This is a genomic window from Streptomyces sp. NBC_00443 (genome assembly GCF_036014175.1).
Lineage (GTDB): Bacteria > Actinomycetota > Actinomycetes > Streptomycetales > Streptomycetaceae > Streptomyces.
In genome coordinates, this window is the sequence record NZ_CP107917.1 from 7,541,053 (window position 1) to 7,555,283 (window position 14,231).

The following is a 14,231-nucleotide window of genomic DNA, read 5'->3' on the forward strand; positions in this document are numbered from 1 at the left end:
CCCCTTCGAGCGTCGACCGTGCGACGTCGCTGCCGCCGTTCGGCAATGTCGAACACTACCGGTCGATGCCGACCTCCCGCCAATGTTCGGCAGTTATCCGTCCACTGGTGTTGCCTCGCCCGTGGCCGAAGATCGACCCTGGCGTCATCCTCGTCCCGCGTCGTGGACCGCCTGACCGTTCGACGGCGGTCCCGGCTACCCTGGCGGCGTGCGCCCACTGCGGACCGATCCGTAAAGGGCGCAAAGCCGACAGCCGTCGCACTCCAGGGAGCCCTTACATGGCCTCGTTGCCACCGACCCCTTCCGCCGACAGCCGGACCCGTGTGTCCGCGCTCCGAGAGGCGCTCGCCACCCGAGTGGTGGTCGCCGACGGAGCGATGGGCACCATGTTGCAGGCCCAGGAGCCCACACTCGAGGACTTCGAGAACCTCGAGGGCTGCAACGAGATCCTCAACCTGACCCGCCCCGACATCGTCCGCTCCGTGCACGAGGAGTACTTCGGCGCGGGCGTGGACTGCGTCGAGACGAACACGTTCGGCGCAAACCACTCGGCCATGGCCGAGTACGACATCGCCGACCGGGTGTACGAGCTGTCCGAGGCGGGAGCCCGTATCGCCCGCGAGACGGCCGACGCGTTCGGCGCCCGTGACGGCCGCCAGCGGTGGGTGCTCGGCTCGATCGGACCCGGCACGAAGCTGCCGACCCTCGGCCACATCGGCTACGGCCCGCTGCGCGACGGCTTCCAGGCGAACGCCGAGGGCCTGCTCGCCGGCGGCGCGGACGCCCTGATCGTGGAGACCACGCAGGACCTCCTCCAGACGAAGTCGTCGATCCTGGGCGCCCGCCGCGCCATGGAGGCGACCGGCACCGAGGTGCCGCTGCTGGTCTCCATGGCCTTCGAGACCACCGGCACCATGCTGCTCGGCTCCGAGATCGGCGCCGCACTGACCGCGCTGGAGCCCCTCGGCATCGACATGATCGGCCTGAACTGCTCGACGGGCCCGGCCGAGATGAGCGAGCACCTGCGCTACCTCGCCCGGCACTCGCGCACCCCGCTGCTGTGCATGCCGAACGCCGGCCTGCCGATCCTGACCAAGGACGGCGCCCACTTCCCGCTCGACCCGGAGGGCCTGGCCGACGCCCAGGAGACCTTCGTACGGGACTACGGCCTGAACCTCATCGGCGGCTGCTGCGGCACCACCCCCGAGCACCTCAGGCAGCTCGTGGAGCGGGTCCGGGACGCCACGCCGGTGGAGCGCAGGCCGCAGCCCGAGCCCGGCGCCGCCTCCCTCTACCAGACGGTCCCGTTCCGCCAGGACACCTCCTACCTGGCCATCGGCGAGCGCACCAACGCCAACGGCTCGAAGAAGTTCCGCGAGGCCATGCTGGACGCGCGCTGGGACGACTGTGTGGAGATGGCCCGCGACCAGATCCGCGAGGGCGCCCACATGCTCGACCTGTGCGTCGACTACGTCGGCCGGGACGGCGTCGCCGACATGGAGCAACTGGCCGGCCGCTTCGCCACCGCCTCCACGCTGCCGATCGTCCTGGACTCGACCGAGGTCGACGTCATCGAGGCCGGTCTGGAGAAGCTCGGCGGGCGCGCGGTCATCAACTCCGTCAACTACGAGGACGGCGACGGCCCCGAGTCCCGCTTCGCGAAGGTCACCAAGCTCGCCCGCGAGCACGGCGCCGCGCTGATCGCGCTGACCATCGACGAGGAGGGCCAGGCCCGCACCCCGCAGAAGAAAGTCGAGATCGCCGAGCGGCTGATCGAGGACCTCACGACGAACTGGGGCATCCTCGAGTCCGACATCCTCATCGACACCCTGACCTTCACCATCTGCACCGGTCAGGAGGAGTCCCGCAAGGACGGCATCGCCACCATCGAGGCGATCCGCGAGCTCAAGCGGCTCCACCCGGACGTCCAGACCACCCTCGGCCTGTCGAACATCTCCTTCGGCCTGAACCCGGCCGCCCGCATCCTGCTCAACTCCGTCTTCCTCGACGAGTGCGTCAAGGCGGGCCTGGACTCGGCGATCGTGCACGCGTCGAAGATCCTGCCGATCGCCCGCTTCTCCGAGGAAGAGGTGCAGACCGCCCTCGACCTCATCCACGACCGCCGCGCCGAGGGCTACGACCCGCTGCAGAAGCTCATGGCCCTGTTCGAGGGCGCCACCGCCAAGTCCCTGAAGGCCGGCAAGGCCGAGGAACTGGCCGCCCTCCCGCTGGACGAGCGCCTCAAGCGCCGCATCATCGACGGCGAGAAGAACGGCCTGGAAGCCGACCTCGGCGAGGCCCTCCAGGCCCGCTCCGCCCTCGACATCGTCAACGAGACGCTCCTGGACGGCATGAAGGTCGTCGGCGAGCTGTTCGGCTCCGGCCAGATGCAGCTGCCGTTCGTGCTCCAGTCCGCCGAGGTGATGAAGTCCGCCGTCGCCTACCTCGAACCGCACATGGAGAAGACGGACGCCGACGGCAAGGGCACCATCGTGCTGGCCACGGTCCGCGGCGATGTCCACGACATCGGCAAGAACCTGGTGGACATCATTTTGTCCAACAACGGCTACAACGTGGTCAACCTGGGCATCAAGCAGCCCGTCTCCGCGATCCTGGAAGCCGCCGAGGAGCACCGGGCCGACGTCATCGGCATGTCCGGGCTGCTGGTGAAGTCCACGGTGATCATGAAGGAGAACCTGGAGGAGCTCAACCAGCGCGGTCTCGCGGCCGATTACCCGGTCATCCTCGGCGGCGCCGCCCTCACCCGCGCGTACGTCGAGCAGGACCTGCACGAGATCTACGAGGGCGAAGTCCGCTACGCCCGCGACGCGTTCGAGGGCCTGCGTCTGATGGACGCTCTCATCGGCGTCAAGCGGGGCGTGCCCGGTGTGCAGCTGCCCGAGCTCAAGCAGCGCCGGGTCAAGAGCGCCGCCGCGACGGCCGTACTGGACGAGCGCCCCGAGGAAGGCCATGTCCGCTCCGACGTCGCCACCGACACCCCGCTCCCCGAGCCGCCGTTCTGGGGCACCCGCGTCATCAAGGGCATCCAGCTCAAGGAGTACGCGTCCTGGCTCGACGAGGGTGCCCTCTTCAAGGGCCAGTGGGGCCTGAAGGAGACCCGCAGCGGCGACGGACCGTCGTACCAGGAACTCGTCGAGACAGAGGGCCGCCCGCGGCTGCGCGGCCTGCTCGACAAGCTCCAGACGGACAACCTCCTGGAAGCAGCGGTGGTCTACGGCTACTTCCCGTGCGTCTCCAAGGACGACGACCTGATCCTGCTGGACGAGCACGGCAACGAACGCACCCGCTTCAGCTTCCCGCGTCAGCGCCGTGGCCGGCGGCTGTGCCTCGCGGACTTCTTCCGCCCGCAGGAGTCGGGCGAGACGGACGTCGTGGGCCTCCAGGTCGTCACCGTGGGCTCGCGGATCGGCGAGGAGACGGCCCGGATGTTCGAGGCCAACGCCTACCGGGACTACCTCGAACTGCACGGCCTGTCCGTGCAGTTGGCGGAGGCGCTCGCCGAGTACTGGCACGCGCGCGTGCGCTCCGAGCTGGGCTTCGCCGGTGAGGACCCGGCCGACATCGAGGACATGTTCGCGCTGAAGTACCGGGGCGCCCGCTTCTCCCTCGGCTACGGCGCCTGCCCCAACCTCGAGGACCGGGCCAAGATCGCCGACCTGCTCCAGCCGGAGCGCATCGGCGTCCACCTGTCCGAGGAGTTCCAGCTGCACCCCGAGCAGTCCACGGACGCGATCGTCATCCACCACCCCGAGGCGAAGTACTTCAACGCACGCTGAGGCGGCCCCCGGCCCGATTCCGGGCGGGTAACAGGTGTGCCCCGAGGCACACCGGTCAAACCAGGCGCTTCGTTCGCGCAGGTCGTACACTGGACGGTCCACCGCAGGCCGGTTCCCTCCGTGGGAACCGGCCTGGTCGTCCCTTCAAGGAGGTACGTGGATGACCAGCACGGTCCCCGCACCAGTAACCCGTACGGCCGACGGCTCGGCCCTGCAGGCGGTCCTCCTCGACATGGACGGAACCCTGGTGGACACCGAGGGCTTCTGGTGGGACGTCGAGGTCGAGGTCTTCGCGAGCCTGGGCCACACCCTCGACGACACCTGGCGCCATGTCGTGGTCGGCGGCCCGATGAGCCGCAGCGCCGGGTTCCTGATCGAGGCCACCGGCGCCGACATCCCCCTCGCCGAGCTCACGCTGCTGCTGAACCAGGGCTTCGAGGACCGAATCGACCGCGCCCTGCCGCTGATGCCGGGCGCGGCCCGGCTGCTGGCCGAGCTGGCCGCGTACGAGATCCCCACGGCCCTGGTCTCGGCCTCGCACCGGCGCATCATCGACCGTGTGCTCACCTCGCTCGGCCCCCAGTACTTCGCGCTGACCGTCGCCGGCGACGAGGTGGAGCGCACCAAGCCGCACCCGGACCCGTACCTGTTCGCCGCGGCCGGACTGGGCGCCGATCCCGCCCGATGCGCGGTCGTCGAGGACACCGCGACCGGCGTCGCCGCGGCGGAGGCCGCCGGCTGTCATGTGGTGGCCGTGCCGTCGGTCGCGCAGATCACCCCGGCTGCCCGGCGCACCGTGGTGACCTCGCTGGAAGAGGTCGATCTGGCATTTCTGCGCGGCCTGATCACCGTCTGACGACGACTGACAACGTCCGACAGCGGAAATAGGGCCGGTGTTCACCCAGCGTGCAGCACCGATAGCGCGGGAATTCCGCAAGGGAATTCGAGTGGCGCCCGATGGCTGAATTCCGGTGCGCGCCAGGACCGTTCAGTTTGTGACGTTTACCACTGCTCGCGGGGTCGACAGGTGACCCGCCGTGTGCAGTACCCCCGCTGTGGAGGGCTTGGGGCACACCTTTGTGTCCCGATTGATGGATCGGTGCACGAATCCTTCCGGTCCAAGGTTTCCGGTGCGTTCGCGACCGGCTCCACAGCGTGATGGGGGCTCAACTCCGGTCGCGGCGAACGCTCCTGCGGGCGCGGACTAACCTCGTCGCGAGAACATCGAACTTACCCCGTGATCCGCCGCGACACCCCTGCATGCCGGGTACACGGAGTCGACAGCTGGAGAAACCCGAGCATGAACCGCAAGAGTTTGGTGCTGCCGGCCGTCATCGGCCTGCTTGTGCCGGTTCTCGCCGCCTGTGGCGGAACCGACAGCGGCAGCGACAGCGGCGACGCGATCGTCGTCGGCACCACTGACGCGTTCACTGCCTCGAAGGACGCTCCCGCACCGCTCGATCCGGCATACGCCTACGACGTCGGCACTTGGAACATCCTGCGCCAGACCGTGCAGACCCTGATGATCCAGCCGCGCGGCGAGGGCGAACCGGTACCCGAGGCCGCCCAGACCTGCGGCTTCACCGACAGCGGCAACGAACGCTACGCGTGCACCCTGCGCAAGGACCTGAAGTTCGCGAACGGCGACCCGGTCACCGCGGACGATGTGAAGTACTCCATCGACCGCGCCCGCGCCCTCAAGGCCGACAGCGGCGTCTTCGCCCTGCTGTCCACCATCGACACCGTCGAGACCCAGGGCGACCGCGAGGTCGTCTTCCACCTCAAGACCGCCGACGCCACCTTCCCGTTCAAGCTGTCCACCCCGGTCGCGGGCATCGTCGACCCGGACATCTACGCCAAGGACAAGCTGCGCGACGGCTTCGAGCTCGACGGCTCAGGCCCGTACACCCTCCAGGCCGAGGTCAAGAACGACGAACTGGTCTCCGCCGTGTTCACCAAGAACCCCGACTACAAGGGGAGTCTGAAGGTGAACAACGACAAGGTCGAACTGCGCAACTTCGCGGACGCCGACGAGATGGGCACCGCCCTCGACAAGGGCGACATCGACCTGATGACCCGCACCATGTCGCCCGAGCAGATCCAGAAGCTGTCGGCCGACTCCGACGACACCGTCGACCTCGTCGACATGTCCGGCCTGGAAATCCGCTACCTGGCCTTCAACACCAACGACGCGTCGGTCCGTACGAAGGCCGTCCGCCAGGCCATGGCACAGGTCATCGACCGCGGCGAACTCGTCTCCAAGGTCTACGGCTCCCAGGCCGAACCGCTGTACTCGCTGGTCCCCGCCAGCATCACGGGCCATTCCAACGCGTTCTTCAACAAGTACGGCGACCCGAGCACCGCCAAGGCCAAGTCCCTGCTGGAGGAGGCCGACGTCACCACCCCGGTGAAGCTCACGCTGCACTACACCACCGACCACTACGGCTCGGCCACGAAGAAGGAGTTCGAGCTGCTGAAGAAGCAGCTCAACGACAGCGGCCTGTTCGACGTCGACATCAAGGGCGCCCCCTGGGCGACGTTCCGCCCCGCCGAGCAGAAGGGCGAGTACGAGGTCTACGGCATGGGCTGGTTCCCGGACTTCCCGGACGCCGACAACTACCTCGCGCCCTTCCTCGACAAGGACAACTTCCTCGGCTCGCCGTACGCCAACAGCACGATCCGCAACACCCTCATCCCGGAGTCCCGCCGCGTCGCCGACCGGCTGTCGGCGTCCGGCAGCCTGACGGACATTCAGGACATCGTCGCCGATGACGTGCCCGTGCTGCCGCTGTGGCAGGGCAAGCAGTTCGTCGCCGCCGGCGACGACGTCACGGGCACGGCATACGTGCTCAACTCCTCCTCGACCCTTCAGCTGTGGGAGCTCGGCCGTGGCGTGAGCGGCTGACCTCACCCGTGCCCGGCGGCCACGACCAGGGCGCCGGCACGGCCCGGGATCCAGCACGGGTGCCCGGGGTACCTCGCAACCGACGACAAGGCACTCGTAAGTGAACATGCGCAACCAGTGGCCGGTCCTGCCCGTCGTGGCAGGGCTGGCCTCCGGCCTGCTGACCGGCTGTGGAACGGAGACCGGGGACGCCGGGGGGACCGGTACCTCGGTGGTCATGGGGATGTCGGACGACGTCCTGGCCACCGACCCCGCTTCCGGCTACGACCCCGGCTCCTGGCTGTTGTTCAACAACGTCTTCCAGTCGCTGCTCAGCTTCCCCAAGGGCGCCACCGAACCGCAGCCCGAGGCCGCTGAGCAGTGCGCCTTCTCCGACACGCAGACGACGGTCTACAGGTGCACGCTCAGAGACGGCCTGAAGTTCAGCAACGGTGACGCGCTCACCGCGGAGGATGTCAAGTTCTCCTTCGACCGCATGCTGAAGATCAACGACCCCGACGGCCCCGCGGTCATGTTCCCCACGCTCGACAAGGTCGAGACGCCCGACGACAAGACGGTCGTCTTCCAGCTCAACACCCCCGACGCCACCTTCCCGAGCAAGATAGCCTCCGGCGCCGGCTCCATCGTCGACCAGGAACAGTACGACGCGAGCGGGCTGCGCAAGGACGACCAGGCGGTCGGTTCCGGCCCGTACAAGCTCGACAAGTTCGACGACGACGAGGCCGTCTTCTCCGTCAACGAGAACTACAAGGGCACCGCGAAGGTACAGAACGACGGCGTGACCCTGAAGTTCTTCCACGGCGACCAGGACGCCCTGAAGAAGGCCCTGAGCGCCAAGGAGGTCGACATCGCCTACCGCGGCCTCACCGCGGGCGGCATCGCCGACGTCGAGAAGTCCGGCGGCGACTCCGGTGTAGAGGTCGTCGAGGGCAGCAGCGCCGAGGTCCAGCACCTCGTCTTCAACCTGGACGACCCGGTCGCAGGCCAGCTCGGCGTCCGAAAGGCCATGGCCTACCTCATCGACCGTGACGCCCTCATCAAGGACGTCTACCAGGGCACGGCCACGCCGCTGTACTCGATCATCCCGGCCGGCATCAGCGGCCACAACACGGCCTTCTTCGACACCTACGGCGCCCGCCCCTCCAAGGAGAAGGCCGCCGCGGCCCTGCAGGACGAGGGCATCGAGGGCAAGGTCAAGCTGACTCTCTGGTCCACTCCGTCGCGCTACGGCCCGGCCACCGACCAGGAGTTGCAGACGATCGCGCAGCAGCTCAACGCCAGCGGCCTGTTCGACGCCGATGTGCAGTCCGTCGCGTTCGACCAGTACGAGAAGGACATCGCCGACGGCAAGTACGGCGTGTACGTGAAGGGCTGGATTCCGGACTACCCGGACGCCGACAGCTTCACGGCCCCCTTCTTCGGCAAGGGCAACGTGCTGGGCAACAACTACAGCAACGACGCCATCACCGGCACGCTCATCCCGCGCACCGCCGCCGAGAGCGACCGCGCCGCGACGGACGACGAGTTCAACGAACTCCAGGACATCGTGGCCCGGGAACTCCCCGTCCTTCCGGTCTGGCAGGCCAAGCAGTACGCGGTCGTCCGCGACAACGTCTACGGCCTGGAGTACTGCCTCGACGCCTCCACCGTGTTCCGCTTCTGGGAGCTGAGCAAGGGCTGACGGGCGTCGTACGCGACGCACCTGCGCTAAGCAGGAAAACAAGCGGAGGGCGCCCCTTCTCAGGAAGAGGCGCCCTCCGCGGCGTCGTACGGGCTCCTACTGGGCGCCGGGACGCACCAGCCCGCTCTCGTACGCGTACACCGCGGCCTGCACCCGGTCCCGCAGGCCCAGCTTGGTCAGGACGTGACCCACATGCGTCTTGACGGTCGTCTCGCTGACGAAGAGGTCGGCGGCGATCTCGGCATTGGACAGGCCCCGCGCCACCAGCTTCAGCACCTCCACCTCGCGGTCCGTCAGCGTGTGCAGGGTGTCCGGAACCGGCTCGTCGCCCGACGGCAGATGCGTGGCGTACTTGTCGAGCAGCCGGCGCGTGATGCTCGGCGCGAGCATCGCCTCGCCGCCGGCGACCACCCGGATCGCCTGCACCAGCTCATTGGCCGGGGCGTCCTTCAGCAGGAAACCGCTGGCTCCGGCCTTGAGCGCCTCCACCACATACTCGTCGAGATCGAACGTGGTCAGCACCAGCACCTTCGCCGGGCCGTCCCGCCCGGGACCGGTGATCTGCCGTGTCGCCTCGACCCCGTCCATCCGAGGCATGCGGATGTCCATCAGAACCACGTCGGGCTGCAGGGCCCGCACCTGGTCGAGAGCTTGGAGGCCGTCACCGGCCTCGCCCACGACCGCGATGTCCTGCTCCGCCTCCAGAATCATCCGGAAGCCGGTACGCAGCAGGGGCTGGTCGTCGACCAGTAGGACGCGGATGGCCACGTGAGTCTCCTTCGCCTAGTCCGGGCCCATTCTGCCCTGCGCACCGCCGCCGGACTCGCCCGCCCTGACCGGCAACGGATACGGCGGGGGAGTGCCGCCGAATTCTGGGCAGTGGGCCTGGTGGTCGCACCAGCCGCACAGCTTCGTCTGCCGGGGACGCCACTCGCCCGTCTCGGTCGCCACCCGGATCGCCTCCCACAGCGCCAGCAGCTTGCGCTCGACCCGCTCCAGGTCGGCGAGGACCGGGTCGTACGTCAGCACGTCACCGCTGCCGAGATAGACGAGCTGAAGCCGGCGCGGAATCACCTTCTTCAGCCGCCACACGACCAGGGCGTAGAACTTCATCTGGAACAGCGCACCCTCGGCGTACTCGGGCCGGGGCGCCTTGCCCGTCTTGTAGTCGACGATCCGCACCTCGCCCGTGGGCGCCACGTCGACGCGGTCGATGATGCCGCGCAGCCGCAGCCCCGAGTCCAGCTCGGCCTCGATGAACAGCTCCCGCTCGGCGGGCTCCAGCCGGGTCGGATCCTCCAGACCGAACCACCGCTCCACGAGCCGCTCCGCCTCACCGAGCCAGGTCGCCAGCCGCTCGCCCTCGGGATCGTCCGCGAACAGCTCCACGATCTCCGGCCTGCTCTCCCGCAGCCGGTCCCACTGGCCCGGGATGAGGGACTTGGCGCGCGGCGCGGTCCGCTCGGCGGCCGGGGCGTCGAAGAGCCGCTCCAGCACCGCGTGCACCAGCGTGCCCTTCGTCGCAGCCGCGCTCGGCTTCTCGGGCAGCCGGTCGATCACCCGGAACCGGTAGAGCAGCGGGCACTGCATGAAGTCACTGGCACGGGAAGGGGACAGCGAGGCCGGCGCTATCGCCGGGCGCACGGCCGTGCCGCCCGCTGTGGCCGCGCTCTCACCCGCGTCGACCACCGTCGCCGTACTGTCCGCCCCCACCGGGTACTCGTCCGTCACCGGCTCTGCCACCGGCGCGGCCTCACTGCCGCAGTCGCCCGCGGCACCCTCCGTGCTCGTCTCCATGACCACAGACCATACGGCCCACCACTGACAGTGACCCAGCCCCGGCCGTTACGGCCGGGGCGCACGGGGAAACAGAGGGGGTGCCGGGGCGAAACGCGCCGCGACGGCCGCATACCATCGACCCGAGACCCATCCGCCCGACAGGCGCGGAAAACGCTGCGAACGAGGGGACACCGTGGACGAGAGCGGCGGGAGCGGGCACCCGCGTTCCGGCACCGACGAGTCGACCGAGCGCCGAGCAGACCGTGAGACCCCGGCGACCGAACCCGCACGCCCCGACCCGACCCCGTCCGACGAGCAGCCCAAGGACGGCGCACGCGGCACAGGCGACAGCGGCGACACCACTCCCGGCCCCGCGACACCGGCCTCGTCCGAGTCCCGTGAGGAAGCGCCCCCCGCCCCCGGCGACGCCACCGGCCCGCATACCCCTGACCGTCGCGACGCCGACCACCCGTTCCCGCAGGCCTCCCACAGCGACCGGCACCCGCACCCCGACACCCACCCCGACCGCCCTCTCGCCCACTCCGGCACCACCAAGGGCCGACCTCCGAAGCGCCCCAAGGACCCCCGCGGTGGACTCCTCATGGGCCGGCCGTTCGGCGTGCCCGTCTACGTGGCCCCCAGCTGGTTCCTGGTCGCCGCGCTCATCACCTGGGTGTTCGGCGGACAGCTCGACCGCGTGCTGCCCGAACTCGGTGCCGTCCGCTACCTCGTCTCCCTCTTCTTCGCGGTCGCCTTCTACGCCTCCGTCCTCGTCCACGAACTCGCCCACACCGTCGCCGCGCTCCGCTTCAAGCTGCCCGTGCGCCGTATCCAGCTGCAGTTCTTCGGCGGGGTCTCCGAGATCGAGAAGGAGGCCGAGACGCCGGGACGCGAGTTCGTACTGGCCTTCGTCGGACCGCTGCTCTCCCTCGTCCTCTCCGGCGTCTTCTACGGCGCCCTGCAGGCCGTCGAACCCGGCACCGTCCCCGGCGTCCTGCTGGCCGGCCTGATGATCTCCAACCTCATCGTGGCCGCCTTCAACCTGCTCCCCGGCCTGCCCCTCGACGGTGGCCGCATGCTCCGCGCGGTCGTGTGGAAGATCACCGGCAGGCCGATGACCGGCACCGTCGCCGCCGCCTGGGTCGGCCGCGCCCTCGCCGTCTCCGTCCTCGTCGGGCTCCCATGGCTCACCCAGTCCGGCGCGCTCGGCGCCGACGCCGTGGACAACGTCGGCATGGACACCGTCATGGACGCCCTGCTGGCCGCCATCCTCGCCGCGATCATCTGGACCGGCGCCGGCAACAGCCTGCGCATGGCCCGCCTGCGCGAGCACCTCCCCGACCTGCGCGCCCGCACCCTCACCCGCCGCGCCGTCCCCGTCGAGACGGACACCCCCCTGTCCGAGGCCCTGCGCCGCGCCAACGACGCCGGCGCCCGCGCCCTGGTCGTCGTCGACGCCGACGGCAACCCCCTCTCCCTCGTCCGCGAGGCCGCCATCGTCGGCGTACCCGAACACCGCCGCCCCTGGGTCGCCGTCAGCGGCTTGGCCCAGGACCTGACCGACGGCATGCGCGTCTCCGCAGAACTGGCCGGAGAGGACCTCCTCGACACCCTTCGCGCGACCCCCGCCACCGAGTACCTGGTCGTCGAGGAGACCGGCGAAATCTACGGCGTCCTGTCGGCAGCGGATGTCGAGCGCGCCTTCGTGAAGGCGATGGCCCGCCCGAACTGAGCACCGCTCTCCCGAGCGGTGCCCGCCGTTTCCCGGTGGTCGGCGGCCCCCCGAAACGCCGGTAGGCTGTTCACATGTCCGAACCGACCGGTGCCGCCCGCAGGCGCGGGCCCTTCAAGGTCGGGGACCAGGTTCAGCTGACCGACCCCAAGGGCCGCCACTACACGTTCACGCTCGAGGCCGGGAAGAACTTCCACACCCACAAGGGTTCCTTCCCGCACGACGAACTGATCGGCGCTCCCGAGGGCAGCGTTGTCCGCACCACCGGGAACGTCGCCTACCTCGCGCTGCGCCCCCTGCTCCCCGACTACGTCCTGTCCATGCCCCGCGGCGCCGCCGTGGTCTACCCCAAGGACGCGGGGCAGATCCTCGCCTTCGCCGACATCTTCCCCGGCGCACGCGTCGTCGAGGCCGGCGTCGGCTCCGGCTCGCTCAGCAGCTTCCTGCTGCGCGCCATCGGCGACCAGGGCATGCTGCACTCCTACGAGCGCCGCGAGGACTTCGCCGAGATCGCGCAGGCGAACGTGGAGCGCTACTTCGGCGGCCCCCACCCCGCCTGGCAGCTCACCGTCGGCGACCTCCAGGACAACCTGTCCGACACCGACGTCGACCGTGTCATCCTCGACATGCTCGCCCCCTGGGAGTGCCTGGAGGCCGTCTCCAAGGCGCTCGTCCCCGGCGGCATTCTCTGCTGCTACGTCGCCACCACCACTCAGCTCGCCCGGACCGTCGAGTCCATCCGCGAGATCGGCTGCTTCAACGAGCCGACCTCCTGGGAGACGATGATCCGCAACTGGCACGTCGAGGGCCTGGCCGTCCGCCCCGACCACCGGATGATCGGCCACACCGGCTTCCTGCTGACCGCCCGGCGCCTGGCCGACGGAGTCGAGCCGCCCATGCGCCGCCGCCGCCCCGCCAAGGGCGCCTACGGCGACGACTACGAAGGCCCCAACGCCGACGGAGGCAACCGCCGCTGACGCGGCCCCTGTGCCACGATCAACGCAGAGGCGCTGTGGTCGAGTTCCCGGAACGCCGCCGGAACTCGACCACAGCGCCTTTCTGTTGACGCACCAGCCCACGAACCCACAAGCCGACAAATCCACGAGACGACAACCTGCTCGTCCGAACGCCGCACGACACCCGCACGCCCCCCCACGCACCCCCAACCACCACACCGGCACCGGAACTCCACACCCCGCCGTTCCCCCGCACTGTGACGTGTGGCACCATGCTGGCCACCCCCACCGGCACAGCCCTCACAGGAGACGCTCCTAGTGCAGCAATCCGCCGTCCCGGAACTGGCACACACTCACGCCCGCCCGATCCACTGGCTCGCCACCGCCACGGCGGTTGCCGGTGTCGTGGCCTTCTCCTCGGTCCTGCAGCCCAACTCGGCGACGGCGGCCCAGACAGCCGGACCGGACGCGAAGAACGCCCCCGCGGCCGTCGCGCCCCCTGATCCCGCGAACGTCGAGTTCCCCCTCGAATGCGGCCCGGTCAAGGCGGTCGTGGTCAAGAAGGCCAGCGGAGACCTGGACGGCGACGGCAGCCCCGAAACCGTGGCCGTCGTGCACTGCGACGCCCCCATGGGCACCCCGCCCGACGGCCTCTACGTCCTCACCCGCGGCACCGACGCGGCTACGCCCCGCATCGTCGCGACCCTCGTGAACCCGAAGGACAGCACCACCGTCAGTGACCTCGCGGTCCGTGACGAAGCCGTCGTCGCCGGGCTGCTCAGCTACTCGTCCGACGACGTGCCACGGTGCTGCCCCGACGTGAAGAACAGCGCGAAGTGGCAGTGGAAGAACGCCTCGTTCGTCCGCTCGACACCCGCCGGTGCCCACAGCGTCTGACCCATGCCACCGGCACGTGTGAGAAATCAGACAGTCGTAACACCCCGTACGCGCAAGGTCACTCGGCGTCCGGACCGAACACCTCGACCTTGTCCGAAACGCGACGGACGTGGATGCAGTCGCCCGGACACTCCTTCGCCGAGTCCACCACGTCCGTGAGAAGCGGCAGGGGCACGGGCGTTGTCGCCCCCTTGGCCTGCAACAGCTCGTCCTCCGTGCCCTTCACATAGGCCAGACCGTCGATGTCCAGCTCGAACACCTCAGGCGCATACTGGGCACAGATGCCGTCACCAGTACAGAGATCCTGGTCGATCCAGACCTCCAGCGCCTGACCATCGACCCCGGCCGCCTGTTCCACGCTCATCTCTCCTACCGTTCCGTCCGCCGGGCCGGACGGGAATCCGGCCAGCTCTGAAGGGTGTTGAACACTTCGAGCCTACCTGCGGCGGCTTCCCAATCATGTTCGGTGGGTATTCCCCTGGCG

General features: G+C 69.3%; 10 protein-coding genes. 7 read left to right on the forward strand and 3 right to left on the reverse strand.

Features of this window, described 5'->3' with window-relative positions:
* Window positions 1–278 precede the first annotated feature (278 nt).
* From metH to OHO27_RS34345, 4 genes are all read left to right on the forward strand, one after another.
* Complete coding sequence (gene metH, locus OHO27_RS34330; RefSeq protein ID WP_328428846.1) at window positions 279–3,797, forward strand: methionine synthase; 3,519 nt, start codon at window positions 279–281, stop codon at window positions 3,795–3,797.
* Window positions 3,798–3,957: 160 nt separating this feature from the next.
* The gene (locus OHO27_RS34335) at window positions 3,958–4,653 is read left to right on the forward strand and encodes an HAD family hydrolase (protein ID WP_328428847.1); all 696 of its coding nucleotides are present in this window, start codon (window positions 3,958–3,960) and stop codon (window positions 4,651–4,653) included.
* Between the two features lie 444 nt (window positions 4,654–5,097).
* Complete coding sequence (locus tag OHO27_RS34340; protein ID WP_328428848.1) at window positions 5,098–6,702, forward strand: ABC transporter substrate-binding protein; 1,605 nt, start codon at window positions 5,098–5,100, stop codon at window positions 6,700–6,702.
* Between the two features lie 100 nt (window positions 6,703–6,802).
* On the forward strand, window positions 6,803–8,383 hold the full coding sequence (locus tag OHO27_RS34345; RefSeq protein WP_328428849.1) for an ABC transporter substrate-binding protein: 1,581 nt from the start codon (window positions 6,803–6,805) through the stop codon (window positions 8,381–8,383).
* Window positions 8,384–8,479: 96 nt separating this feature from the next.
* On the opposite strand, the gene OHO27_RS34350 is transcribed toward OHO27_RS34345, so the two are convergent.
* Both OHO27_RS34350 and OHO27_RS34355 read right to left on the reverse strand, forming a co-directional pair.
* Entirely contained in the window at window positions 8,480–9,151 is a 672-nt protein-coding gene (locus OHO27_RS34350; RefSeq protein ID WP_015661641.1) for a response regulator, read from the reverse strand.
* Between the two features lie 15 nt (window positions 9,152–9,166).
* On the reverse strand, window positions 9,167–10,180 hold the full coding sequence (locus OHO27_RS34355; RefSeq protein ID WP_328428850.1) for a RecB family exonuclease: 1,014 nt from the start codon (window positions 10,178–10,180) through the stop codon (window positions 9,167–9,169).
* 175 nt (window positions 10,181–10,355) lie between these two features.
* Here OHO27_RS34355 and OHO27_RS34360 point away from each other — a divergent pair, with 175 nt between their 5' ends.
* The 3 genes from OHO27_RS34360 (at window position 10,356) to OHO27_RS34370 (ending at window position 13,747) form a co-directional block, all read left to right on the forward strand.
* Complete coding sequence (locus OHO27_RS34360) at window positions 10,356–11,894, forward strand: site-2 protease family protein (protein ID WP_328428851.1); 1,539 nt, start codon at window positions 10,356–10,358, stop codon at window positions 11,892–11,894.
* A gap of 74 nt (window positions 11,895–11,968) precedes the next feature.
* Window positions 11,969–12,871 (forward strand): tRNA (adenine-N1)-methyltransferase, encoded by a 903-nt coding sequence (locus OHO27_RS34365; protein ID WP_328428852.1) that lies wholly within the window; start codon window positions 11,969–11,971, stop codon window positions 12,869–12,871.
* A gap of 297 nt (window positions 12,872–13,168) precedes the next feature.
* Window positions 13,169–13,747, forward strand: a complete 579-nt coding sequence (locus OHO27_RS34370; protein WP_328428853.1) for a hypothetical protein — start codon at window positions 13,169–13,171, stop codon at window positions 13,745–13,747.
* Between the two features lie 58 nt (window positions 13,748–13,805).
* Here the strand turns inward: OHO27_RS34370 and OHO27_RS34375 are convergent, their stop codons facing one another.
* Window positions 13,806–14,111 carry a ferredoxin gene (locus OHO27_RS34375; protein WP_328428854.1) on the reverse strand — a complete coding sequence of 102 codons (306 nt, stop codon included), beginning with the start codon at window positions 14,109–14,111 and terminating at the stop codon, window positions 13,806–13,808.
* Window positions 14,112–14,231: the final 120 nt, after the last annotated feature.